This is a genomic window from Frankia gtarii, assembly GCF_025403375.1.
In the GTDB taxonomy this organism is placed as follows: domain Bacteria; phylum Actinomycetota; class Actinomycetes; order Frankiales; family Frankiaceae; genus Frankia; species Frankia gtarii.
Genome location: NZ_JAMPTM010000019.1, coordinates 24987 through 48803 on the forward strand (window position 1 = coordinate 24987; position 23817 = coordinate 48803).

Below are 23817 nucleotides of genomic sequence, written 5' to 3' on the forward strand. Positions count from 1 at the left end.
CCCCGATCCGGCTGTCAGCCCTCACGGTACCCGGAGCATCCGTGAGAGGCCGCTAATATGGCCTGGGGTCGCGGCGGCAAAGGCGAGGTTCCGGAGGACACCGGTCGCGCCGGCGGATCGCGGCTGTAACTGTCGGTGTCCTGCGACTCGGCTTCGGGTGACTTCCAGTCCAGCCAGGTCACCCGCGGCGCGCCACCTGCGGAGCGTGTCGACGAAGAGCTGCGGTCCGCCTCCGTACGGGTTGTTGCGGGCGTTCAGGGTTTCCTTCGCCTGCGCCATGATGTGGGCGAGGTGGCGGGCCTGCCCGGCGAGCATGGGTGGGAAGTCGTCGGAGAACCCGGACCAGATGTGCGAGACGAAGAACAGGTTGGGAAAGCCGCGGCTGGTGAAAGCGTGCATCGTGGCCGCGCCGGTGCGCCGACGCGGCCGAGTGAGAGCGGGCCCGCCACCAGGCGCACCGCGCCTGCACGGGCAAGGCCCAGGAGATCGACGACCGGCTCGTCATTGCCATCCTCGGCGACACAACCAGGATTGTTCTTCGGTGTCGAGAGCGACGGACGCCGGGAGGCACCCGCACCGCCGCATGACACGCTGCCCGGTTGGGAGAACGACCCCCCCGCCCCCAATGTAGAAAATTATGTTCTACATTTGACGTACCGACAGGGTCGGTGTGCGGGAACTCAATCAGAACACCAGCCAGGTCATCGACCGCGTCCGGCGCGGCGAGACCATCGAGGTGACCGACCGCGGGCGTCCGGTCGCACGGCTGGTGCCCGTCAGCCGTGGCACAGCGGCACTTGACCAGCTGGTGGCCGAGGGGCGCGCGATCCCGCCGGCGGCAGGTGGGCCTCTGCCCATGCCGCCTCTTCCCGGCGCCCCCTCCGTAAACGCAACCGACGAGTTGACGGCAATGCGCGACGAGGAGCGCCGGTGATCTACTTGGACTCGGCGGCCGTGGTGAAGCTGGTCGTGGCCGAGCCCGAAAGCCCCGCACTCGTCGACTGGCTCAACGCCCACGGCGACCTACCATGGTTCACCTCCACGCTGGCGGAGGTGGAGGTCGCGCGCGCGATCAGGCGAGCGGCCCCGGAAGCATCAGGACGCGTGCCGCGGGTACTGGACCGGGATGTACCGCCTGGACATCGATGCTCGCGTGCGCACCGTCGCAGCCGCCTTCGATGACCCACTCCTGCGATTTCTTGACGCCATTCACCTCGCCACCGCCCTTCGGCTGACCGACGCGCACGACACCCGGCTGGAGGCGTTCGTCACCTACGACAGGCGCCTTCTCGAAGCGGCGCGCCGAGCCGATCTCCCGACCGCGTCGCCGGGTCCGCGCTCCGCCGCGGGGAGCTGATCGCCCCGCCTCCTCCAGCGTGTGGTGGAGGCCTCGACGAGCTGCTCCCCGAAGCCTGCCATGCCGACGCCGCGCGGGGGAACAACCGGATCGAAGCCGACCACGGCCGGCTCAAAGCCCGGCTCCGGCCGATGCGCGGACTGAAACGGCTACGCTCCGCCCGGACTGTCAGCGCCGGACACGCCCTCGTCCAGAACATTCGCCGCGGCCACTACGACCCCGCCACCCACACCGATCCGCATCTGCGGCTGGCCGCCGCGTTCACCGAACTCGCCGCCGCCGTCTGACCGACGGTCACCATGGCCGCTGGCATGCCTCGCCTCTTCGGAACGCAACAGTGCCGGGCAGGCTCGGTCACATGGTGCCGACCTGAGGGTTCACCGCATGTCCCACGTGATCGACAAGGTCGGCATCCGCCACCGGGTCAGTCGGTCACAGGGACAGATCGACGACGATCTTGCCGCGGGCGCGTCCGGCGGCGAGCTCGGCCAGCCCGTCCGGGGCCTGGTCGAGCGGGAGGACGCGGTAGACGTCGACCTGGAGCTCGCCCTTGGCGGCCTGCTCGGCCAGGGGGGCGATGACGTCGCGTGTCGGGGAGGCGATGACGCCTCCGCCGGACAGCTGCCGCGCGGCGAGAGTGTCTGCATCCGGTACCTGCGTCGTCGTGCAGACCACGCCGGCTGATCGCACGGCGTCGAGCGGAACCTCCGCCAGGGTGTACCCGGCAAGGTTGATCAGTGCGTCCACCCCGTCGGGGTGTGCGGTGCGGACCTGCTCGGCGACCGAGCCGGCGGTGAAGTCGACGACCTCGGTCGCGCCCAGCTCCCGTAGCCGCTCGGCGTCGGCGGGCGCGGCGGTGGCCACCACTGTGAGTCCGAGCTGACTGAGCAGCTGCACCGCATACCGGCCGACGCCACCCGACGCGCCGTTCACGAGCACGACCTGTCCTGGCTGCGGGTTGATCGCGTCGACGACCATCCGGGCCGCGCCCCCGGCCAACGGCAGCGCCGCCGCGGTGACATGGTCCAGATCGGCGGGCTTGGGCACGACCGTCCTGGCGGGCACGATCGCGTACTCGGCGACCGTGCCGGCCTGGAACGGCGGCTCGAACAGCACGTGTCCGAGGACCTCGTCGCCGACCGCGACATCATCGACACCCTCGCCGACCGCCTCGACGACGCCCGAGGCGTCGCGACCCAGCACGAGTGGGTACCGGTGCTCGAACATCTGCTCAAGCGCCCCCGCGGCGATGTGGTTGTCCAGCGGATTGAGCGCTGCGGCGCGAACGCGCAGCAGGACCTCCCCGGCCCCGGGTGTCGGGACAGGCAGCTCCGCGAACGTGGGCTGCTCGCCAGAGGCGGGAAGGACAAGAGCACGCATGGTGTCTCCAGGATTCGAAGCTCGTTGAACTTGACGCTTCAACTATAGGGCAAGGTTGTAGCTTCAACAAGTATGCTCGGCAGATGGCACGGACGGAGCGACGTGAAGCAGGGGCGCCACGGCGCGACTCCGAGACGACGACGGTGGCAGCCCCGGAAGAGCCGCGGTGGCTCAGCGATGAGGAACGCAAGGCGTGGCTCGCCACCGCGGCGATCATGATCACGCTGCCGGCGGCGCTGGACGCGCGGCTGCAGCAAGAAGCGAACCTGACGTTCTTCGAGTACATGGTGCTGGCCGTGCTGGCCGAGCGCGACGACCGGACCATGCAGATGAGCGACATCGCGGCCGGGGTCTCGGCGTCGCTGTCCCGACTGTCGCACGTCGTGGCGAAGTTGGAGAAGCAGGGCCTGCTGTGCCGCTCCCGGGTGCCGGGTTCAGGTCGACGGACCAATGCCACGCTCACCGACGCCGGACACGCCAAGGTGGTCGCTGCCGCGCCCGACCATGTGGCCGCGGTACGCGACTACTTCATGGACGCGCTGGAACCTGCCGACGTGGCCACCATGCAGCGGGTCGGCATGGCCGTCGCTCGTTGCATCAACCCGGCGCGGCCTTTCTTCCACGGCGCGACAAGGTGAGCGCCCTCCCGCATCAGGGGCTACGGATGGTGACGAAGGTGGCGGAGAGGCACAGGTAGAAGTCGACGATGTGGGCATTCTCGCCGGTGCAGCGGCGGAGCTGGCCGCACGCGCCGCGCCGCATCCGCGGGAACCATGCCAGGTCCACACGCGCCTCGGTGCGGCTGGCTACCGGGCCGCCCTGACGTCGTAGTCGTGTCTGGCCTGCTCGACCGTGTCGAGGTTGGTGGTGACCCAGTCGGCCAGGTGCGCGAAGAGCGGGGCGAGGCTGCGACCGAGGTCGCTGATCTCGTACTCAACCCGGGGCGGGACCTCGGGGTGGTAGGTGCGCACGATCAGACCGTCCCGTTCGAGTTGGCGCAGCCGCTGGGTCAGCACCTTCGGCGTGATCGTGGCTATCCGCCGCTCCAGCTCGACGAAGCGTTGCCGGCCGTGCTCGTTCAGGGTCCACAGGATCGGCGTGGTCCACCGGCTGAACACGATGTCCACGACCGGGCTTATCGGGCAGGCGCTCCCGGGACTGGTCGGCATGCGGGCGGTTCGGGTCGGCTTGCCGGCCATGTGTTCCTCTCCACCTCGCCACATCCCCTGGGTATAGCTACTTTCCTCTAGGTACCTACTATATCAGCGATGTTAGCGTCGCGTTGTTCCCGGCCGCGGGCCGTGGATTCGATGACCTGACCGGGGAGTAATTCAATGATTGTGATTACCGGGGCGACCGGGAACGTTGGCCGACCGCTCGTCCGAGCACTCGCGGCATCCGGCGAGAAGGTGGTGGCGGTATCGCGCCGGGTCAGCGAAGCAGCCGTGCCGGACGGTGTGCAGACCGTGGCGGCGGATCTGACTGAACCGGAGGGGCTGCGGCCCGCCCTCGAAGGCGCCGACGCGCTGTTCCTCCACGACGGCGGGGCCAATGCCGAGACGTTGCGGCCACGGAAAATTCTGGACCTGGCCAGGTCCGCAGGAGCGAGCAGGGTGGTATTGCTGTCCTCCCAGGGAGTCGGTACCAGGCCGGAATCCCGTTCCCACGGCGTGCTGATGCGGTCCCTCGAGGACGCCGTGCGGCAGTCGGGCCTGAACTGGACGGTTCTGCGGCCAGGTGGTTTCAACTCCAACATGTACGCCTGGGCCGAATCGGTCCGTACCCGTCGGATGGTCGTCGCACCGTTCGGCAACGTCGGCATGCCGACAATCGATCCCGCCGACGTCGCCGAGATGGCGGCTGCGACGTTGCGCGAGGATGGTCACGCCGGGCAGATCTACGAGCTGACCGGGCCGGCGCTCACCACGCCGCGACAGCGCGCTGACGCGATCGGCGACGCACTCGGCGAGCCCGTCCGGTTCTGCGAGCAGACCCGCGAGGATGCCCACGCGCAGATGCTGCGGTTCATGCCCGCGTGGGCGGTGGACACGACACTCGCCGTCCTCGGCGAGCCGACCCCCGCCGAGCGGCGGATCAGCCCCGTCGTCGAGCAGGTGCTCGGTCGAGCGCCACGCACCTTTGCCGACTGGATCCAGGGCCACATCGCCGCCTTCCGGTAGGACGCGCCGGCACGGCCTGAATCGGCGTCTGCCGATGAAATCCTTGCCCGGGAACGACGGAACTGGTGATATTCGGCTCAGGCGACGTCGAGCATCGGGGCGAACGGGAGCGCACCCGCACTTCTCCTGGGCGTGGCAATCGGGAATTGACCGTGCGAGCAAAGGCGACGATGCGATGACCTTGAACAAGACGGAGGCAACGCGACTGTTCGAGCAGTCCTATCAGGCGCTGATGAGCTATCGGTACCTGGGGAAGGTCAATCCCCATCTTGACCGTGGGGTGACCCGCGAGACGATGCCGCTGCGTCGTGACATGCGGAACAGCGCGGGGGGAATCATGGCCGCGCCGCTGTGCGTGCTCGCGGTGGAACCCTGGTGGCTCGACTATCAGGGAATCGCCGCGATGGTGGCACCGGTCACGATGACCTACTCGGTGCTGGACGCGGCCCATGGCGTGACCCGGCTCGAATGCCGCCGTGAGGTCCTGGCCGTCGGGCGGCGGATGGGCTTCAGCCGATCCGTCGTCGTCGATGCCGATGATCCCGGGCGGCTGATCGCGATGACGACGGGGAGCGGATTCGACCTCGGCGTCGTCCCCGACGGGTTCGAACCCATCGACAACCCCGTGGACGAGTTCGACGACGAGATGGTGCTGCCCCCGCTGCACGAGGCCTTCGGCGGACACCTCGACGTCGACGGCTCCGTGGTGATCACCGAGCTCTCGCCCGCGTTGGGCGCACCGAACCGGTCCCTGCACCAGGCTCCGATCAACGTCATCGCCGAGGCGGCCGCGATGGCGGGCCTACAACGGATGACGGGCACCGCCGACTTCCAGGTCCACCACTGGACGGTCCAGTTCATCAAGCCCGGCTCGGTCGGCCCGTTCCGCGCCAGGGCGACCGTGCGACCGAGCCGCGACGGCAGGTGGTACGGCGTCGACGTCGACGTCGACGCCGAGGGACAGGACCGCCGGCTCATCGCCACCATCTCAGCTTTGTTCTCCCATGCCGGCGGGGCGGGATGACACAGACGGCACCCCGCGGCAAGGCCTGGTCCCGGTCTACGGGGTCCAGATGTCGGCAGCACGGGCGATCGGCGATCAATCGCAGCATGAGCGGGATGGTCGAGAGAACACCTTCCCGACAGCGCTCAGCCCGCCCGGGAGGCCGTCGGGAAGGTACTTGAACTCGGAGACGAGCCGAGCAAGATGGTCACAGGAAAGCGAACGCCGGGTGCGACCGGAGCCCCGGAAAAACGACGGTAGCCGACAGTCAGAAGGGCTCGGCGACCATCCAGTGTTCGACCAGGCGGCCGGCGACGACCCGCACCATGTCCATGCCCGAAACCTCGAACCCCTGCCCGGTCGGGGGCTTGCCGAAGAAATCCCCGGTGTGGGTACCGGTGGCTCGGTATCGGGTCGCCACCCATTCGCCGTTCTCGATGCTCTGCAAGATCGTGACCGTGAAGTCCGGGGCGCCGGCGACGATGGCCTCCCACTTGCTGCGCCACTGCTCATGGTCGGACTCGACACCCTGGTCCAGCGATCGCGGCGCGATGTGCTGCAGCGCAGCGTCGAAGTCCCCGGCGGCCCGGAGGGCGTTGATCGCCCCTACCACCTCGGCCGGGCTGGAAGATGTCATGCGTAGTCAACTCCCTAAAACGGGGAGACTCCCCGGATGGCTGTCGTTGCACGATACGGGGAGACTCCCCGAATACGCAAGGAGGGTCGATGGCAGACCGACCGGGCCGCCAGGACGCGCAGCGCAACCGGGCGAGGTTGCTGGAGACGGCGGCAGATGTCTTCCGTGACGCGGGTTCCGACGCACCCCTCGACCTGATCGCGGCGCGGGCCGGAGTCGCGAACGCAACGTTGTACCGACATTTTCCGACCCGTGGGCTGCTGCTCAGCGCCGTCTACGCGCAGGCCATCGACGCGCTGTGCGCCGAGGCCACCGCTCGAGTCGAAGGCGACGACGACGACGCACTGTTCGACTGGCTCGGCGTCGTCATGGCCCACATGCAGACCAGTCGGGGTCTGCGCGAGGCACTCGTTGCCGCTTACGCCCTCGCGTCGGAGGAACTGACCGCCGAGGTGAACGAGTGGCACGTGCGTATCGATGCCGCTGCCAAGCCGCTCTTCACGCGAGCACGCGACCGCGGCCTCGTCCGCTCCTCGCTACGCTGGAACGAGGTCCTGGCCCTGGTCACCGCGGTGGCCGGTGCCGCCGGCCCGGATCACCAGGCAGCGCGCCGCATGCTCACCGTTGTCGTCGTCGGTCTTGGCGCACCCGAGTCCGTAGCTCATCGTCTTGCCTGCTCGCTGCCCGCCTGAAGTGGGGCGAGGTACTGCGACGGCGTGGCCGGACTCCAAGGAGACCGAACATACATTCGATTATGGTGTTGGTGGATCGTCCTGTCAAGCGTCGGATGCCCTCGCCCTCCGCGCCCGGCCGCCTGCCCGGCTCGGAATGTCCCACGGATCCGCCTGCCCGGTGAGCCGGCCGAGCTGGTGGTCAGAGCGGACTCGACGCTCCGAATACAGTGCAGCCCGGGCGGTCGCGACCTGGTGGGCGAACTCGGGCCCGGCTGCCCCGGATGTGGTCGGCGACGGAGGGACTGGGTCATGCGTCTGCACGTGGGATGCGCGATGTGGACGCACAAGTCGTGGCAGGGGCGTTTCCTTGCGCATCCGCTCCCGGCGCACGAACGGCTGCGGCACTATGCGGGCTGGTGCAACGCGGTCGAAGGGAACACGACGTTCTACGCGACCCCGGCTCGGGACACCGTGGCCTCGTGGGCACGGCAGACCGATTCCGACTTCCGGTTCGTACTCAAGCTGCCGAAGGTCATCACGCACGAACGCCGGCTGACCGACGTCGACGAGGCCCTGCACGACTTTCTGGCGGCGATCGAGCCGCTCGGTCCGCGGATCCATGCCCTCTGGATACAGCTCCCAGGAGCCTTCGCCCCCACCGACGTCCCCGCGTTGGCCCGTTTTCTGGGCCGGCTCCCCGGGTCCCACCGGTACGCCGTCGAGGTCCGCCACCCCGCATTCTTCGACGACCCTCGTGCGGTGCGGATGCTTGAAGCGGCACTTGCCGTCGCGGCCGCCGAATGGATTCCCTTCGACACCACCGCCTTCTTCCGGAGCCCGCCGACCAGCGACGCCGAACGAGACGCCTGGGCCAAGAAGCCGCGCGTGCCGCTGCGATCGGTCGCGTTGACCGACCGGCCCATCATCCGCTACCTCGGCCGCGACGCCTGTGCGCGGACGGTCGAAGGCTGGCAGCGCTGGATCGACATCAGCGTCGGGTGGCTGCGCGAGGGCCGCTCCCCCACCGTCTTCATCCACACCCCGGACAACGCCGACGCGCCGGAACTCGCCCGCCGCTTCCACGACGACGTGCGGGCACGCCTACCCGAGCTGGATCCCCTGCCGCAGCCGATGCCGGCCGAGCCACTGACCCTCTTCTGACGCATGGCCTCAAGACCGACCCGGGCTGTACAGCGCATCTTTGTTACCCAACCGTGAAATACCGAGGCCGGACCACTGCCAATAGCTCTCGATATCCCTTCTCCCGGGGACGGGGTCCGATTCTCTGTGCAACGATGTCGGTACCGGATCTTCCGATAGGCAGGGGGACGTTCACATGAGTGGTGTCACGAATCTGACCGTACTCGTCGACGACGAGCCGGCACCGAATGGTTGGACCAAGATCGGCAAGGACCTCAACGCAGGCGCCGGTGGCGCCTACCTGTATTTCGCCTACGAGAAGGGTGCCGGCGCGCCTATCACCAACATTATCTTCCTACTGAGCAAGGACGAGCCGGCTCCGTCGAGCTATCACCGTATCGATGTCGACCTGAACAAGGGCGCCGGCGGCGCCTACATCTACGCCGCCTTCAGCCGTGAGGCCCATCTGGGCAGCCCGATCGAGGATCTGGATGTCATCCTCGGCGACAACAGCGGAATTCAGCCGCAGGCGCCGTGGCAACGCATCGACGTCGACCTGAACAAGGGCGCCGGCGGCAAGTACATCTACCTGGTGTACCGGAACGCCTGAGGATTCACCCCGCCGAGCACTGCGGCCGAGTCCGCGGGCTGCTCAACACGGACAGGCGGTCCGCTGACACGGCCCGGACGGCCACGTACGTGCGAAGCCCCTCCCAGCCTGTGGAAAACGGGCGGGGAGGGGTCTCCGGTCAACGCCGTGTTCGCGCCGGGCCCGTCCGGGGCTCAGAAGCCGAGGCTGCGCCCGACGATCTCTTTCATGATCTCGTTAGTGCCGGCCCAGATCTTCGTGACCCGTCCGTCCATCCAGGCCTGAGCGGCGCGGTACTCGGTCATGTAGCCGTACCCGCCGTGGAGTTGTACGCAGGCGTCCAGGACGGCGTTCTGGACCTCGGAAGACCACCATTTCGCCTTCGCCGCGTCCACGGCAGACAGTTTTCCCTGGCTGTGGGCGGCGACACAGGAGTCGACGAATGCCTGGGTGACATCGATCTTCGTGACGAGCTCCGCCAGCAGAAACTTGTTGTGCTGAAAGCTGCCGATGGAAGCGCCGAAGGCTTTGCGCTCAGTGACGTAATCGAGCGTTTCGCCGAAGATCTGGGTGGCGTGGGCGATGCTGGAGACCGCGACGCTGATGCGTTCCTGCGGCAGCCGCTGCATCATGAGCGGGAATCCGTGGTTGACCTCGCCGATCACCGCGTCCCCGGGCACCCGCATGTCGGTGAAGAAGAGCTCAGCCGTGTCGGATTCGGGCTGGCCGACCTTCTGCAGTTTGCGGCCCCGAGAGAACCCCGGGGTGTCCGCCGTGACACCGAACAGGGTGATGCCGCGGGCGGCCTTCGCGGCTGGATCGGTCCGCGCGGCGAGCACCACGAAGTCGGCCGAGTAGCCGTTGGTGATGAAGGTCTTCGACCCATTGATGATCCAGTCCGGGCCATCCGGAAGCGCGGTCGTCCGTAACGCGGCCAGGTCGGAGCCGGCCGCCGGCTCGGTCATCCCGATCGCGGCGACCATCTCACCCGAGCAGAACGCGGGCAGCCAGCGCTTCTTCTGCTCCTGCGTGGTCAGATCCGCCACATAGGGCGCGACGATGTCGGTGTGGACGCTGAAGGACGACGCGACACCAGCGCTGACCTTGGACAGCTCCTCGACCCATACGGCGTTGAAGCGGTAGTCGTGGACGCCGCTGCCGCCGTGCTCGTCGGCGACGCCAAGACCGAGGAAGCCCGCGCGCCCCGCCTCATGCCACACGTCACGCGTGATGACCCGGTCAGCGATGAACTGGCTGTAGCCGGGCCGGACGAACCGCTCGACGAATGCGCGCACCGACTCCCGGAACAACTCGTGATCTTCCCCGTACAGGGTGCGTTCCACGTCTGACCTCCCAACCGTTGCGGGTGCCGCCCGCCGCGGACCCGCGCTGGCGCGACGTCACGGGGTTCCGAAGACGATCTCCATCCGTGACGTTGATAGCTGACTGAGTTATATATGAAGCCTGCGCCTGCCACAGTAGAATGCGACCATCGGCCCGTCGAGGCCTGGCCTTCGCCTCGGTGTGACGGTCCGAGCATGGCGCAGCGGATGTACGCGGGGGGCGCCGTCGCCGGATGGCCACGGCCGCCGATTGGCCGCGCGACGACTCCTGGGTTCCGTGCAGCGAGACGCAGCGCCTATGGCGGAGGAGCCTGGTCATGACGGAAGTGCACGGCACGTTCGAGCATCGATTCGCCGCGGTCCGCGGCGACGAATCGGGCCCCGGCAGCGCGGCCAGGTGACCTCGACGGTCGATCGGAGCGCAGCCACCTGCGACGAGCGACTACCGTCGGACCCAGGCCCCCGCTTGGCACCAGGGCCGATGCCCGGACAGTCCGGGCGCTGTAGGGGGATGCGGATGAACTCGACCACTGGATCTGACCACGCAACGGAGCTGGCCGACGCCGGGAACCCGGACCAGGTGGGTAACCCGGACGACGCCGGGAATCTTGCCGAGGTGAGGAACCCGGACCCGGGCCAGGCCGCCGTCGTGACGGCTGACGTGACCGCCGACCAGGCCGCCGTCGCGGCCGCCGAGGCGACCACTGACGTGGTCGGCTTCGCCGAGCTGGCACTGCGGCCCGCACTGTTGCGCAGCCTCGCCGCCCTCGGCTACGAGGAGCCGACGCCGATCCAGCGGGAGGCCGTTCCACCTCTGCTCGCGGGTCGTGACCTGCTCGGCCAGGCTGCGACCGGCACTGGGAAGACGGCCGCGTTCGCGCTCCCCCTGTTGCACCGCCTGACGGACGACCGCGACGGCAACAACGGCCCGCAGGCCCTCGTCCTCGTCCCGACCCGGGAACTCGCCGTCCAGGTGTCCGAGGCGATCCACCGGTATGGCCGGGATCTTGGTGCCCGGGTCCTGCCGGTGTACGGCGGGGCTCCGATCGGCCGGCAGGTACGCGCGTTGGTGCAGGGGATCGACGTGGTGGTCGCCACGCCTGGGCGCGCGCTCGATCACATGGGTCGCGGGACGCTCCGCCTCGACAACCTCCACACCGTCGTCCTGGACGAGGCCGACGAGATGCTCGACATGGGCTTCGCCGAGGACATCGAGGCGATCCTGGAGCAGGCCCCGCCGGGCCGCCAGACCGTGCTGTTCTCGGCGACGTTACCGCCACGCATGAACGAGATCGCCCGCCGTCACCTGCGCGATCCGGTCCGCATCCAGATCGGACGAGCGGCGCCGGAGCCAGGCGCGGCGCCGCTCGTCCGGCAGGTCTCCTACGTCGTCCCGCGGGCGTACAAGACGGCGGCGCTGGGCCGCATCCTCGACGTCGAGGCACCCCGATCGGCGATCGTGTTCTGCCGCACCCGGGAGGAGGTCGACCAGCTCGCCGACTCGCTCAACGGCCGCGGCTACCGGGCCGAGTCGCTGCACGGCGGGATGAGCCAGGAGCAGCGGGAGCGCGTGATGGAGCGCCTGCGCACAGGAACGGCCGACCTGCTCGTCGCGACCGACGTCGCCGCCCGCGGCCTGGACTTCGAGCAGCTCACGCACGTGGTGAACTACAGCGTCCCGTCGGCGCCCGACTCCTACGTCCACCGGATCGGCCGGGTCGGGCGGGCCGGCCGCGAGGGGGTGGCCATCACCCTGGCGGAGCCGCGCGAGCACCGGATGCTCAAGACGATCGAGCGGGTCACCCGGCAGCGGATCGCCGTCGAGAAGGTGCCCACCGTCGCCGATCTGCACGCCCGACGGCTGGAAATGACCCGTGCGGCGCTGCAGGAGAGCCTGCTCGAGGACGACCTGGAGCGGTTCCGGGTCGTCGTCGAGACGCTCACCGACGAGTTCGATCCCATGGAGATCGCGCTCGCCGCGGTGAAGCTCGCCCACGACGCCAGCCACGTGCCGGACGGCGACGACGACATCCCCGACCTGCCACCCACGACCGGCGGGCGCGGCGAACGGGCCGGCCGCGACAACGCCGGCCGCGACAACGCCGGCCGCCGCGACCGGCGGCCACGGCCGACGAGCGGTGGCATGGCCCGGCTGTTCGTCGGCGCGGGCCGCGGTGCCGGCGTCCGGCCGCAGGACCTCGTCGGCGCGATCACCGGGGAGACCCAGTTGTCGGGCCGCGACATCGGCGCCATCGAGATCGCTCAGCGATTCTCGCTTGTCGAGGTTCCCGACGGCGCGGCCGACGAGGTGATCGCGTCGCTGCGGGGAACCACCATCAAGGGTCGTCGGGTTGCCATCCGCCGCGAGCGCCAGGAGATGTAGCTGGCGCCCGCGGCGGGCGAGCCCGGGGAGCCCGGGGAGCCCGGGGCCGGCGGAGCTGCTGCTTACGAGCCGGTGAGCAGCATCGCGCCGCTGAAGGGGCCGACCGCGTTGGCCCAGATCGCGACCTCGGCGTCGGCGACCTGGCGTTCGCCCGACTGGCCGCCGCGCAGTTGCCGGGTCGCCTCGATGCAGAAGTTCGCGCCGTGGCGGCGGCCCACGTTGCACGCGCCGCCGTCGGTGTTCGTGGGCAGCGCGCCGGTCAGGCTCGTCCCGCCGCTGCTGACGAACGGACCGGCCTGCCCCGGCTCGCACACCCCCAGTGCTTCCAGCCACTGCAGGGTGATGACGCTGAAGCCGTCGTAGAGCTGGGCGCAGTCGAGGTCGGCGGCGCTGAGGTCGGTGTTGGACCACAGCTGCTGCAGGCAGTGCACCGGCGACGTCCGGACCATGTCGGGCAGCAGCTCGAAGGTCATGTCGTGGTTCGCCGAGAGCCCGGTCGCCTCGACGAACACCGGCTTCTGGCGCAGGTCGCGGGCCCGTTCCTCGGTGGTGAAGATGACGGCCGCGCCCGAGTCGCAGGGGTAGTCGCAGTCGAGCAGCCGCAGCGGCTTGCTGATGTACGGCGCGGCGAGGTAATCCTCGACCGTCATCGGCTCCCGCATCAGCGCCTCGGGATTGCGCGCGGCGTAGCCGCGCTGGGTGACGGCGAAGTTCGCGAAATCCTCCTCGGTCGCGTCGGACTCGTGCAGGTAGCGGTTGGTCAGCAGACCGGCCCACTGCGCCGGCATCAGGTCGCCGAACGGGTGCTGGAACTGCGCGTCGAAGGCCATCCCGGTTCCGCCGGCCCACAGGTTGGCCCGGCTCGGCTGCTGCAGGATCACCCGCATGGCCACCACCGTGTCGGCCTGGCCGCTGGCGACTGCGTGGGCGGCATGGATGGCCGGGCTGATGAAGGCCGGCGAGATGCCGACGTCGAGGTGCCAGCGCAGCGGCGAGAAACCGAGCATGTGCGCGAAGTCGATCGGGTTGCCGCCCCAGGTGGTCAGCCCGTCGATGTCGGCCGACTCGAGACCGGCGTCCGCGAGGGCCGCTCGGGCCGCCTGGGCGGCGTGGTGACGTTCACTCAGCCCGGTGCGCCGCCCGGCGTCGGAGTAGCCGACACCGACGATGGCGACCCGGCGCCCGCCCCTCACGCGAGGCTCCCCGCGGGCACGAACACCGGGATCGTGAGGTCCGGCGAGAGATCCTCGAACGTGACCTCGACCGCCATCCCGAACTGGACGTCGGGCTCGGCGATCCCCACCAGGTTGGACAGGATCCGCAGGTCGGCCTGCTCGGCCAGCTCGATCGACGCGAGCAGGTAGGGGACCCGGTCGGCGAAGAACGGATGGAACACCCGGCGCGTCTCGGTGTAGCTGTACACCGAACCCCGCCCGGACACCGGCTCGAACGCCAGGCGGAAGGAGCCGCAGCGCCGGCAGACCGGCCGCGGGAGGTGGATGAACAGACCGCAGTCCTGACAGCGCTGAAGCTCCAGCCTGCGTTCCCGCGCCGCGGCCCAGAACGGCGCGCTCAGCGCGTCGATCACCATTTCAGGGGGCGCGGGCCTCGCTAAATCTGCCTGCTGCGTCATGCCGGCTTCGTCCTCTCGAGCTGGGACAGCCCATCCTCGGGCGCCGGGGGCGGCTCGGCCTGGGACCAGGAGACCACGGCAGCAACCCACCCCGTCCGTGCACCGAGGGCCGCCCGCGTCGATCGTGACCGACGAGGCGTTGTCGGCACTTGCTCCCACCCGCACCGTAGTTCGGTGCGTCGTTCCCGAGCAAGAAGCCGACGCGTCGCGCGAGCTCCGGACCGTGACGGGCCCGCGAATCTGGATTACCGGTCGGCCACGTCATAGCGGCCGGCGATCCCGGTGGCGAGCAGCTCCAGACCCAGCCGGAATCCCCGCTCGTCGATGCCCAGGACGCCGTCGATGTCGGCCAGCCGGCTGAGCTGTGGGTACTCGTCTGCGGAAAACCGCCTGCCGGGGACCGGCGCCGTGGCCGGGGCACCGACCCCGCTGACCGCGCTGACCGCGCTGACCCCGCTGACCCCAGTGGTGGTGGCGGTGGCCCGCACCGTGTGCTCGAAGGCGACGAAGGAACGGGTGTAGTTGAAGCAGACGTTGTAGACCTCGCCGGCGTCGGCCAAGGGCAGGCCGGCACGCAGCAGCAACCCGATTCCGGTGTCGAGCCGGCGGAGCTGGGCCGGGGTGAGGGCCGCCCGGATCACGAAGGTGGGGGCGTAGAGCACCACCTCGCGGTAGACGGGGAAGCTCTCCATCAGATCCCGGTAGGCGGTGAAATAGGTGATGAGTTCGTCGCGCCAGGGGCCGTCCCCCGCGGGCGGAAGCTGGCGGTGCAGGTCGGACATCACCTGGTCCGCCAGGGCCGCGAGCAGGTCGTCCTTGGTGTCGAAATACCGGTAGACGCTCATCACGCCGCAGCCGAGGCGCCGGGCCAGCACCGGCATGCTCAGCCGGGCGAGGCCGTCCTGCGCGGCGAGATCCCGCGCGGCCGCGAGAATCTCACCGCTGCTCAGCGAGCCGCGCGCCCGCCGGCGTCGCCCGACGGTCGGCGGCTGGGTGTTCTCGGCAGATTCACGCACAACCGCCATTGTCACGGCCCCGCCCGAGGACTGCGACGCGCCCGACAGCTACGTCGGGCGGGCGCGCTGCGGGCGGGGCCGGACGTCACGGACGGACGGGCCGGGTCTGGGTGATCGTCGTGCCCCAGCTGTGCAGCGCGGCCCCGTGCAGGCCACCGAGACCGCCCGCGACCATCACAATGACGTCTTCGGGCCGGCGGGTGAGCGGGACCCGGCCGCGTGCGTCGACCCAGCCGATGTCCTCATACTGGCGCTGATGCTGGCGGGGGAACTCCGACAGCGGGATCGAGGCGTTCTCCCACAGGATGCGGCGCACGTCGTCGATGTCCGGGTAGGCCTTGCCGATCAGCGCCGCCCAGACCGGGTTGAGCGCGATGACGACCTCGGCGAACGAGAGCTGGACGAGGTAGCCGTTGGCGCCGGGATGGGCCAGCGCGCGCCCGACGAACTCGAGCAGCACGTCGGCGTCGGTGGCCACCACCTCGCAGATGTTGGCCGTCCCCATCGTGCCGAACGCCGTCACCGCGTCGCCCGGCGCGCCGCGGCGCTCGGCGAGCGGCGCCCACGGCGAGCGTTCCTCCCATTCCCCGAAGACGATGCCGCTGACCCGGCCGGGCTGGCCGAACGTGCTCTGCGAGGTGACGCCGACCCGCTGACCGGCGACGTTGCGCATGACCAGCTGCAACGCGCGCCCGATCGACGCCGCCCGCCCGTCCGCCCCACCGAGGCAGCCGGCGCCGAACGGGATGCCCAGCGCATGCCGCTGCGCACCGTTGACGATCAGGGCGGTCGTCACCGACCCGGTCGTGGCGTTCAGGGCGTGCAGCTCGTAGCCGGGGTCGGCGACGGCCTCCACGGCGGCGCGCAGCAGCGGCAGCGCGGCGGCCGGCGCGCCGGCCATCACCGCGTTGACGGCGAGTTTCTCCGCAGTGACGGCGGCCCTGGACGGCGGCAGCACGCCGATCACTTCGTCCGGCGGGGTCCCCCACTCGGTGAGGTAGCGCGCCACCCGCTCCGCGGTGGGCGGCACCAGTGGCAGCCCGTCGCTCCAGCCCCGCTCACGCGCGAGGACGTCGAAGGCCTCCTGATCGGCGGGGACCTCGTGAACGACGCTCGACAGCGCGGGGGCGGCGGCCGTCGCCGCGCCGGCCGGGGTGGCCGGGGTGGTGGTGGTCATCGGACGACCGCCCCGATGGCGTCGAGCAGGGCCGGGAAGGAGGCGCGGGCGTGCGCACGCACCTGCTCCTCGGTCAGGGTGTTCAGGGACGCGGGCAGCTCTACCAGGCGAAGCCCCGGCCGGCCGTTGTCCGCGGCGAGGGTGCGCGCGAGGCCGACGAAGTGTTCGGTGACCCCGACCACGGCGGGTAGCCCGCGGTTCAGGGCGTTCAGCCCGTCCCTGACGCTCCACGAGGTGCACGAGCCGCAGTTCGCCAGGCCTGAGATGACGGCGTCGACGCCGCCGACGAAGGCGTCGTACTCCGCCTGCTTGCTCTCGCCCTCGGCGCCCTTGAGCCCCTGGGCCCGCCGCCACATCGTGACGATCGCACCGGCCCGCTCCAGCTCGGCGATCCACTCGTCGACGGTCTGGTCCCACGCCTGCCACAGCACGTCGATCCGCACCCCGATACGCCGGCCCCGCAGCGGGCCGAGATCCGGCCCCGGGTCGGGGTCACCGGGAACGACGCCGCCGGTGGGGTCCAGCACGGTGATCGACCGAGCCTCGGGGCCGGCGGGCACAGCGGCGCCGTCACCGGCCCGGACCGGCCGGCGGGAGTCGTCGATGCGCACCGCCGTGAGGCCCGGCAGGGCGCTGCGCAGCCGGGTCTCGACCACCTGCCGTAACTGGTCGGGTGGGAGGGCGCAGTTGTCCCCGCAGTCCGCGTCGTCGAGGCTGAACGACAGGTCCACCGTGCCGGTGCGCTCGTCGACCGCACTGAGGGCGAGCGTGCCGCCCTCGCTGCCCAGCATCGCGGCGAGCTCGGCGACGGTCCGTGCAACCGAGGCACGCCGCACGCCCTGCACCAGGCCTGTCATGCCGCGACCCGATCGCGGGGCGGCCGGCGGTTGGCGGCCCTCGTCGTTACCGATCCGTCCATGGCGTCATCCCATCGTCGTCCGGAGAGTGGAAGCGCTTAGCGTAAGCCTTACGCTAATGGTCGTCCAGGGGAATCGGTCGACAGCGGCATGTCGCGTCAGAGCCCGCGCGCGGGGGCGGCCGGGCGCGCCGGGCGCAGGCCGGCAATGAAGAGGTCGAGCTCGGGGCCGAAGTCCGGCCGGCATTCGTCGGCCGCCATGACGGGCAGGATGAGCCGCAGGTGCGGTAGTTCCTCGCTGTGCGCCGCCGTGCGCAACCAGTCGTCGATCAGGTCGGCCTGGTGCGTCTGCACTCCGGCCGGGCTCGCCGTCTGGACCAGGACCGCGCCGAACAGCAGCCCGGACAGTGACCGGAAACGGCGCACGGCGGTCGGCTCGTCGAGCCCGGCGTCGAGAAGCGCGCCGAAGAACGCGTCGATGACGCGCAGCGCCCGGACCGAACGCGGGTCGGCCTGGTTGGCGACCACCGCCCGGGCCACGACCGGATGGGCCGCGAACGCCGCGAACGTGCCATTACCCAGCAACCGCAACCGCTCGTCCCAGGCAAGCGTGGGATCGGGCAACGGGACGGACTCGTAGACGCGCGCCGCGATGCCGTCGAGCAGGTCACGCTTGTTCGCGACGTGGTTGTACAGCGACATCGCCTCCACCCCGAGCTCGGCCGCGAGCCGGCGCATCGTCAGATCGGCCAGGCCGCGCTCGTCGGCAAGCCGCAGGGCGGCGTCGAGAACCGTCCGCCGGCTCAGGGTCTGACGCGGCACGGATCGCCTCCGAAAAGAGGTTGGCAGGGCATTGGTCGGCGGGCGTGATATTACAGTACTTACCCTGTAAGCTTACGGGATAAGTACTGGCTTCAGTGGAGGATTCCGTGGACGCCGAAACCCTGCTCACCACCACCCGTTCGGTCCGCCGCAAGCTCGATCTGGACCGCCCGGTGGAACCCGAGGTCCTGACGGACTGCCTGCGCATCGCCCAGCAGGCCCCGGCCGCCGGCATGCTGCGCTCGAATCTGCGCTGGATCGTGGTTCGCGACCAGGCCCTGCGGGAGAAGATCGCGGCGCCGATCCGCGAGGTGGGCCGCGAGTCCCAGGCGAAATACGGGCACCTGGTGGACGCCCGGACGCTCGCCTCGGGCGAGTACCTGATCGACACGCTGCACCGCGTCCCGGTGCTGGTCGTGCCGTGCATGCAGGGCCGCCCCACCGGCGACAACGGGGAGCTGAGCGCCTACTACGGCTCGGCCTACCCGGCGATCTGGAGCTTCCAGCTCGCCCTGCGCACCCGCGGCCTCGGCAGCACCATGGTCGGCTACCACCTGATCGGCCGCGAGCAGGAGGTAGCCGACATTCTCGGCATCCCCGCCGACGTCACCCAGATCTCGATGCTGGCCGTCGCATACACGACCACCAACACCTTTCGCCCCGCCGTCTGGCCCCCGGTCGAGGACATCACCTACCACGACGGCTGGGGTCGCCCGGCCTAGCAAAGTGCGTCCTCGCCGCCGGCACAACGCCGAGACGGCCCAGTCCCGGAATGTCCGGTTCGCCGGCGCCCGCCGGCGATATGGTGCGGCGATGGATCTCGATCCGTTGAGCGTGCCCGCACTGGCCGCGGTGCTCTCCGCCGTACTGGCGGGGACGACGAGCGAGGCGGGCAGCGCCGCCTGGCGCGCACTGATCGGTCTGGTTCGCCGCTCGTTCGGTATGGGCCCGGTTCAGGAACGGATAGTTCGCGATGATCTGAATTCCGCCGACGTCGACGTGCTAGCACGGGAACTGTCCGAGCGGGCCGGTTCCGATCCGACGTTCGCCGCGGCGCTGCGGCGCTGGTCGGCCGAGGCGTCCGCCTTCACCGGAAAGAACGACAGCGTGACCAATCAGATCGGTGGCGAGGCCCTCGTCGAGGGCGACGTGGTCCAGGCCCGCGACATCTCCGGGCCCATCACCTTCGGCAATCGGGGGTAGCGGCCCCGTCGCCGCCGGATCGGCCCACCGCGGGGGGAACAGCCCCTACGCCCGGCTCTCGGCCGGGGCCAGATGTCCCGGGCCAGCAACAAGGCACCCGCCCGGGCGGCATAGATTGGCCACCGGGAGTATGCCGAACACGGACGGCACGCAGTCCCCGGCCGGCAGGTCGCACCGGCCGGCCGGACTGCGTCAAGGAGAGGTGATCTCCATAGATCAGCGGTGGCTCCAAGTCCTCCTCGGACCGGAGGGAGTCTCCCGGTCCACGCGGGTCGCCTCCCACACAGTGCTGGTCGTCGTGCACACCGTCACAGCGCTCACCCGACTGCTGGACGTTCTCCCGGCCTTTCTCGGCGACACTCGCCTGCGAATTCTGTACACGATCATCGACGGGTCTCCGTTCGGGCCCGGTGCGGCGGAGTTCCTGGCCGACATCGGCGCCCGGGTAATCCCCTGGGAAAGCGCGGTGGCCAACCGTTTCGACCTGGCGGTGGCCGCGGGCCGCAGCGGCGACCTGCATCTACTGTCCACTCCCCTGGTCGTCATTCCACACGGTGCGGGATACAATAAGTACAGGAAACAGGAAACAGGAAACAGGAAACAGGAAACAGGAAACAGGAAACAGGTTTACGGGTTCGCGCACGATCAGCTCGTCCATGACGGGCGCGTCGTGCCGACCGCGATCGTGCTCTCCCACGCCGAGCAGCTGAACCGGCTGGGCCGCAGCTGCCCGCAGGCCCTTCCCGTCGCGGTCGTTGCCGGCGATCCCTGCTATGACCGGATGCTGGCCAGCCGACACCGCCGCCGCGAGTACCGTGCCGTGCTGGGCGTCCACTCCGACCAGAAGCTGATCGTCCTGACGTCGACCTGGGGGCAGGGGTCGCTGCTGGAGCAGGCGGTGGAGCTGCCGGCGCGCATCGTCACCGATCTGCCGATGGACGAGTACCGGGTGGTCGCGGCAGTCCATCCCAACGTCTGGGTCCATCACGGCGCGTTCGAGGTGCGGCGCTGGCTGGCCGAGGCGATGCAGGCCGGGCTGCTCCTGCTGCCGCCGCGGGAGGGCTGGCGCGCCGCGATCGTCGCCGCCGACCTGGTCGTCGGCGACCACGGGTCGGTCGGTGTGTACGCCGCGGCGCTGGACCGGCCGGTCCTACTCGCCGCGGGTGATCCCGCCGAGGTGGACCCGGCCGGATCCACGGCCCGGCTGCTTCGCCTCGCGCCCGTGCTTGCGCCGGCCTACCCGCTGCGGCGGCAGATCGACGACGCGATCGGCGGGCACGACCCGGGCCGCTACGCCGAGCTCGCCGCTGACACGTTCGCCCTGCCGGGCGAGTCCCTGGCAGCGCTGCGCTCCCTGCTGTACAGGCTGATGCGGCTGCCGGAGCCTCGTCGGACGGTTCGGATCAGAAGCGTTGATCCGCCCACACCGGAGGGGCGGGCCCCGACCGCCGCGCTGGTGTCGACCGAGATACGGGCGCAGGCGGCCACCGGCGACCTGGCTGTCGCAGTATCCCGGTTCCCGGTCGCAGACATGGCGGGGCACTCTGGTCGGCCGGACGCGGACGTGCATCTGGCGGTGGACGTCGCCGAGTCCGACCTCGGGATGCTCGAGAGCGCCGACGTGCTGCTGCGGCGCACCCCGACAGCGGGCTTCCCCGCCGAGGAGTGGACGGCGAGCGTCCTGGCCGACTACCCGGGTTGCCGCGTCGCCGCCGACGTCACCGCCGCGGGCCGCTGCCTGTTACGGCTGCGCCACCGCCCGGCGCCCCAGGTCGGACCCGCCCAGCACGACGGGCAGGTGTACGAGGTTAGGCAGGTCGACCAGCCGGGCGGGCCGCTGGCGTGGTCGGCGGGCCCGGTGGCAGCCGAGACGCTCGTATCCGCGGTCTACGCCTGGGTGGTCGGCGGTCGGCCGCTCGACGCCCTGGCCCGGGGGGTCGACGTCCGCGTCGGCGCGCTGCGCACGCGGATCACCGCCGGCCCGCGCGACGATGACGCCGACCCGCCGCGCCGAACGTCCTGACCGGACGTGACGACAAGGTCAGGATCCGGGCTGCTCCCCGTGGAGCAGCCGCCACACGTGCTCCGCGCGCGGGCTCCCAGCCTCGGCGAACGTCGCGAACGCGGCCTCGAGGTACGCCCGCCACCCCGTCTCGTCGCCGGCGCGGCGCGCGACGTCCGCGAGCAGTTCCTGCGCGAGCGCGACCTGGAACGGGATGTCCCGCCGCCGCATGATCGACGACGCCTCGGTCAGCGCCCGCTCGGCCTGCGGGTAACGTCCGAGGTCGCGGTGGGTCTCGCCGAGACTGATCAGCACCCGCGCCTGGTTGCGCTCGTCACCCACCGCCGCGAAGCCGGCAAGGGCCTCGGTGAGGACGTCGACCGCCTCGTCCTGGCGGCCCGACCGGCTGAGCGCCCGGCCCAGGTGATGCGTCTGCAGGGCGACTCCGCGCGCGTTGCCGATCTCGGCGTTCACCGCCCTGGAGCGTTCGAACGACGCGATCGCCGCCGGATACTCGCCCTGCTCGAACCGGGCCCGCCCGCTGAACTCCACGACCGACGCCTCCAGTCGCCGATCCGCCGCGGCGCGGGTCAGCGGCAACGCTGCGTCGAACTGGGCGTGCGCCTCGTCGTAGCGCTCCAGCTCGACGAGGGCCCGGCCGAGCTGGCTGCGCATCCTGGCCTCGGCGGCGGTGTGGCCGAGGCGGCACGCCGACTCGACCGCCAGTTCGTGGGACTCGATCCAGTCGCCGTAATGCTTGCGGTTGTAGTAGAAGGCCCACAGCGCCTCGCACAGGACCCAGACGGCGGTATCCCAGCCGCGCCTTGCCGCCGCCCGCACGCAGCCCAGCAGGTTGCGTCGTTCGGCCTCGAACCAGCGCAGCGCGGCCGCCGGGTCGGCGAACCAGCCGAACTCGGCCGCCGCCTCCGCCAGCCACGGATGATCCGCCAGCCGCAGCCGCGGCCCGAGCACCGCCCGATCAGCGAGCACGGCGCGGCGCAGATACACCTCGACCATCCGGCGCAGCAGGCCGTCGCGGTCCTGCGCGGGATCGTCGATCTCGGCGCGGCGCAGCGCGTGCACCCGCACCAGTTCGGGCAGGCGGTAACGCCCCTCGGTCTCGTCCGCGTCGACGAGGTTGGCCAGCACGAGCAGATCGAGCGTCTCCTCCAGCGTGGCGATCGGCTGCCCCAGCGCCGCCGCAAGGAGCGTGCCGTCGAACTCCGGCCCCGGATGGACGCCCAGCACGCGGTACAGCACCTGGGCGTCCTCGGGAAGGTCTCCGTAGACGACCTCGAAGGCGGCCTCGATCACTCGTTCCCCGTCCATCGAGAAATGATCAAGGCGGTGCCGTTCGTCGCGCAGGCGCTCGGCCACGGCCGCTATCCGCCGCCGCGGCCGCGCCCTGAGCTGGGCACCGAGCACCCTCAGCGCGATCGGCAGGCCCCCGCACAGCCGCACCACCTCGGCGACGGCGTCCGGCTCCCGGCTCACCCGGTCGGCGCCGACCATCGCACCGATCAGCTCGGCCCCGTGGTCGGCGTCCAGCGGGCCGAGCGTCACCAGCTCGGCGCCGTCCCGCAGCAGGCCCTCCAGCCGCCGGTGGCTGGTCACGACCACCACGCTCTCGGCGGACGCGGGCAGGACCGCCGTCACCTGCGCCGCCGTCGTCACGTCGTCGAGCAGGATCAGCAGGCGCCGCCCGGCGCTACGGTGCAGGAACTCGCCCTGCAACCGGCTGAGCCGGGCCGCCTCGCCCGCACCCACGCCCGGCGAGCCGTCCGCCCGCCGCCGCCCGCCATGGTCGTGCGGGTCGCCGCCCAGCGCCTCGATGAACTGCTCGAGTACCTCGCTGACGTCGACGGCGCCGCGCCGCGACTGCCGGCCGAGGTCGACGTAGAGCTGGCCGCCGTCGAACCTGTCCCGGATCTCGTGCGCCCACCGGGCCGCCGCCGCGGACTTGCCCACCCCGCGTATGCCACTGAGCACGACAACCCGGGGGCTCGGCACTTCCTCGAACCGCCCGACGACGTCGTGGAACACCGCCCGCTCGGCCGCCCGGTTCACGAAGACGGCCGTCGCGGCGGGGAGCTGTCCGGGCACGCCCGCGGCGGGCACCGCGGCCCCGTGGAAGTGGATCTCACCGATATCGCGGGCCTGCACGACGTCTCTGCCCGTCCGGCCGGATATCTCGTTGCGCACAGGCGCGCCAGCCGCGCTCGGTCCAGCCGCGCTCGGAGCGGATACCTGCGCGTCCGGGCCGCCCGCCGGGCCGTCCCGGCGCGGCTGCGCCACCGCGTCACCCATGCAGACCGCCACCCGCCGGCACGCCACTGCCCTCGGCCAGGCCAACTCTCGATCACCGCCACGACCGCAGCGGTCCTGCTGCGGAAAGTGACAGTGTGGGACACAATCTATCCCC

General features: G+C 70.6%; 25 protein-coding genes and 1 pseudogene. 13 read left to right on the forward strand and 13 right to left on the reverse strand.

What is annotated here, in order from left to right; all coding sequences use genetic code 11:
• Nucleotides 1–21: 21 nt before the first annotated feature.
• The gene (locus NBZ83_RS05505) at nucleotides 22–399 is read right to left on the reverse strand and encodes a hypothetical protein (RefSeq protein ID WP_261574459.1); all 378 of its coding nucleotides are present in this window, start codon (nucleotides 397–399) and stop codon (nucleotides 22–24) included.
• Nucleotides 400–670: 271 nt separating this feature from the next.
• Between NBZ83_RS05505 and NBZ83_RS05510 the strand changes: the two genes are divergently transcribed.
• The 3 genes and pseudogenes from NBZ83_RS05510 to NBZ83_RS05520 all read left to right on the forward strand — a co-directional run.
• Nucleotides 671–934 (forward strand): type II toxin-antitoxin system Phd/YefM family antitoxin, encoded by a 264-nt coding sequence (locus NBZ83_RS05510; RefSeq protein WP_261574460.1) that lies wholly within the window; start codon nucleotides 671–673, stop codon nucleotides 932–934.
• Between the two features lie 219 nt (nucleotides 935–1153).
• On the forward strand, nucleotides 1154–1357 hold the full coding sequence (locus tag NBZ83_RS34470) for a PIN domain-containing protein (RefSeq protein WP_261574461.1): 204 nt from the start codon (nucleotides 1154–1156) through the stop codon (nucleotides 1355–1357).
• A gap of 32 nt (nucleotides 1358–1389) precedes the next feature.
• Nucleotides 1390–1644 (forward strand): annotated as a pseudogene (locus tag NBZ83_RS05520) (DDE-type integrase/transposase/recombinase); the annotation flags it as partial.
• A gap of 145 nt (nucleotides 1645–1789) precedes the next feature.
• Here NBZ83_RS05520 and NBZ83_RS05525 read toward each other — a convergent pair.
• The gene (locus NBZ83_RS05525; protein ID WP_261564518.1) at nucleotides 1790–2737 is read right to left on the reverse strand and encodes an NADP-dependent oxidoreductase; all 948 of its coding nucleotides are present in this window, start codon (nucleotides 2735–2737) and stop codon (nucleotides 1790–1792) included.
• A 143-nt stretch (nucleotides 2738–2880) separates the two neighbouring features.
• Between NBZ83_RS05525 and NBZ83_RS05530 the strand changes: the two genes are divergently transcribed.
• Nucleotides 2881–3375: a MarR family winged helix-turn-helix transcriptional regulator gene (locus NBZ83_RS05530; protein ID WP_261574462.1), complete on the forward strand. Its 495-nt coding sequence runs from the start codon at nucleotides 2881–2883 to the stop codon at nucleotides 3373–3375.
• A 13-nt stretch (nucleotides 3376–3388) separates the two neighbouring features.
• Here the strand turns inward: NBZ83_RS05530 and NBZ83_RS05535 are convergent, their stop codons facing one another.
• Nucleotides 3389–3523: a hypothetical protein gene (locus NBZ83_RS05535; protein ID WP_261564521.1), complete on the reverse strand. Its 135-nt coding sequence runs from the start codon at nucleotides 3521–3523 to the stop codon at nucleotides 3389–3391.
• A gap of 20 nt (nucleotides 3524–3543) precedes the next feature.
• Nucleotides 3544–3864 carry a winged helix-turn-helix transcriptional regulator gene (locus NBZ83_RS05540; protein WP_261564522.1) on the reverse strand — a complete coding sequence of 107 codons (321 nt, stop codon included), beginning with the start codon at nucleotides 3862–3864 and terminating at the stop codon, nucleotides 3544–3546.
• A gap of 207 nt (nucleotides 3865–4071) precedes the next feature.
• On the opposite strand from NBZ83_RS05540, the gene NBZ83_RS05545 reads away from it, so the two are divergent.
• Both NBZ83_RS05545 and NBZ83_RS05550 read left to right on the forward strand, forming a co-directional pair.
• Complete coding sequence (locus tag NBZ83_RS05545; protein ID WP_261574463.1) at nucleotides 4072–4917, forward strand: SDR family oxidoreductase; 846 nt, start codon at nucleotides 4072–4074, stop codon at nucleotides 4915–4917.
• A 175-nt stretch (nucleotides 4918–5092) separates the two neighbouring features.
• Nucleotides 5093–5941 carry a hypothetical protein gene (locus NBZ83_RS05550; protein WP_261574464.1) on the forward strand — a complete coding sequence of 283 codons (849 nt, stop codon included), beginning with the start codon at nucleotides 5093–5095 and terminating at the stop codon, nucleotides 5939–5941.
• 247 nt (nucleotides 5942–6188) lie between these two features.
• On the opposite strand, the gene NBZ83_RS05555 is transcribed toward NBZ83_RS05550, so the two are convergent.
• Nucleotides 6189–6557 carry an ester cyclase gene (locus NBZ83_RS05555; protein WP_261564526.1) on the reverse strand — a complete coding sequence of 123 codons (369 nt, stop codon included), beginning with the start codon at nucleotides 6555–6557 and terminating at the stop codon, nucleotides 6189–6191.
• An 89-nt stretch (nucleotides 6558–6646) separates the two neighbouring features.
• Between NBZ83_RS05555 and NBZ83_RS05560 the strand changes: the two genes are divergently transcribed.
• The 3 genes from NBZ83_RS05560 (at nucleotide 6647) to NBZ83_RS05570 (ending at nucleotide 8981) form a co-directional block, all read left to right on the forward strand.
• Nucleotides 6647–7249: a TetR/AcrR family transcriptional regulator gene (locus tag NBZ83_RS05560; protein ID WP_261564527.1), complete on the forward strand. Its 603-nt coding sequence runs from the start codon at nucleotides 6647–6649 to the stop codon at nucleotides 7247–7249.
• A gap of 291 nt (nucleotides 7250–7540) precedes the next feature.
• The gene (locus NBZ83_RS05565) at nucleotides 7541–8392 is read left to right on the forward strand and encodes a DUF72 domain-containing protein (RefSeq protein WP_261564529.1); all 852 of its coding nucleotides are present in this window, start codon (nucleotides 7541–7543) and stop codon (nucleotides 8390–8392) included.
• A gap of 175 nt (nucleotides 8393–8567) precedes the next feature.
• Entirely contained in the window at nucleotides 8568–8981 is a 414-nt protein-coding gene (locus tag NBZ83_RS05570) for a hypothetical protein (RefSeq protein ID WP_261564530.1), read from the forward strand.
• A gap of 173 nt (nucleotides 8982–9154) precedes the next feature.
• Here the strand turns inward: NBZ83_RS05570 and NBZ83_RS05575 are convergent, their stop codons facing one another.
• A complete protein-coding gene (locus tag NBZ83_RS05575; protein ID WP_261564531.1) occupies nucleotides 9155–10303 on the reverse strand; it encodes an acyl-CoA dehydrogenase family protein in 1149 nt (382 codons plus the stop codon).
• A gap of 517 nt (nucleotides 10304–10820) precedes the next feature.
• On the opposite strand from NBZ83_RS05575, the gene NBZ83_RS05580 reads away from it, so the two are divergent.
• On the forward strand, nucleotides 10821–12686 hold the full coding sequence (locus NBZ83_RS05580) for a DEAD/DEAH box helicase (protein WP_261564533.1): 1866 nt from the start codon (nucleotides 10821–10823) through the stop codon (nucleotides 12684–12686).
• 62 nt (nucleotides 12687–12748) lie between these two features.
• On the opposite strand, the gene NBZ83_RS05585 is transcribed toward NBZ83_RS05580, so the two are convergent.
• The 6 genes from NBZ83_RS05585 to NBZ83_RS05610 form a co-directional block, all read right to left on the reverse strand.
• Nucleotides 12749–13879 (reverse strand): thiolase family protein, encoded by a 1131-nt coding sequence (locus NBZ83_RS05585; RefSeq protein WP_261564534.1) that lies wholly within the window; start codon nucleotides 13877–13879, stop codon nucleotides 12749–12751.
• On the reverse strand, nucleotides 13876–14319 hold the full coding sequence (locus tag NBZ83_RS05590) for a Zn-ribbon domain-containing OB-fold protein (protein WP_261564536.1): 444 nt from the start codon (nucleotides 14317–14319) through the stop codon (nucleotides 13876–13878). Before NBZ83_RS05590 ends, NBZ83_RS05585 begins: the two co-directional genes overlap by 4 nt.
• Nucleotides 14320–14564: 245 nt before the next feature.
• The gene (locus NBZ83_RS05595; protein ID WP_261574465.1) at nucleotides 14565–15344 is read right to left on the reverse strand and encodes a TetR/AcrR family transcriptional regulator; all 780 of its coding nucleotides are present in this window, start codon (nucleotides 15342–15344) and stop codon (nucleotides 14565–14567) included.
• A 76-nt stretch (nucleotides 15345–15420) separates the two neighbouring features.
• Nucleotides 15421–16512 carry a hypothetical protein gene (locus tag NBZ83_RS05600; RefSeq protein WP_261574466.1) on the reverse strand — a complete coding sequence of 364 codons (1092 nt, stop codon included), beginning with the start codon at nucleotides 16510–16512 and terminating at the stop codon, nucleotides 15421–15423.
• Nucleotides 16509–17369: a UGSC family (seleno)protein gene (locus NBZ83_RS05605; RefSeq protein ID WP_261574467.1), complete on the reverse strand. Its 861-nt coding sequence runs from the start codon at nucleotides 17367–17369 to the stop codon at nucleotides 16509–16511. The genes NBZ83_RS05600 and NBZ83_RS05605 overlap by 4 nt, the downstream gene beginning before the upstream one ends.
• A gap of 158 nt (nucleotides 17370–17527) precedes the next feature.
• A complete protein-coding gene (locus NBZ83_RS05610; RefSeq protein ID WP_261564540.1) occupies nucleotides 17528–18190 on the reverse strand; it encodes a TetR family transcriptional regulator in 663 nt (220 codons plus the stop codon).
• Between the two features lie 107 nt (nucleotides 18191–18297).
• On the opposite strand from NBZ83_RS05610, the gene NBZ83_RS05615 reads away from it, so the two are divergent.
• The 3 genes from NBZ83_RS05615 (at nucleotide 18298) to NBZ83_RS05625 (ending at nucleotide 21416) form a co-directional block, all read left to right on the forward strand.
• Nucleotides 18298–18912, forward strand: coding sequence for a nitroreductase family protein (locus NBZ83_RS05615; protein ID WP_261574468.1), 615 nt, complete (start codon nucleotides 18298–18300; stop codon nucleotides 18910–18912).
• A 91-nt stretch (nucleotides 18913–19003) separates the two neighbouring features.
• Complete coding sequence (locus NBZ83_RS05620) at nucleotides 19004–19393, forward strand: hypothetical protein (RefSeq protein WP_261564543.1); 390 nt, start codon at nucleotides 19004–19006, stop codon at nucleotides 19391–19393.
• 202 nt (nucleotides 19394–19595) lie between these two features.
• On the forward strand, nucleotides 19596–21416 hold the full coding sequence (locus tag NBZ83_RS05625) for a hypothetical protein (RefSeq protein ID WP_261574469.1): 1821 nt from the start codon (nucleotides 19596–19598) through the stop codon (nucleotides 21414–21416).
• 18 nt (nucleotides 21417–21434) lie between these two features.
• Here the strand turns inward: NBZ83_RS05625 and NBZ83_RS05630 are convergent, their stop codons facing one another.
• A complete protein-coding gene (locus NBZ83_RS05630; protein WP_261574470.1) occupies nucleotides 21435–23558 on the reverse strand; it encodes a tetratricopeptide repeat protein in 2124 nt (707 codons plus the stop codon).
• Nucleotides 23559–23817: the final 259 nt, after the last annotated feature.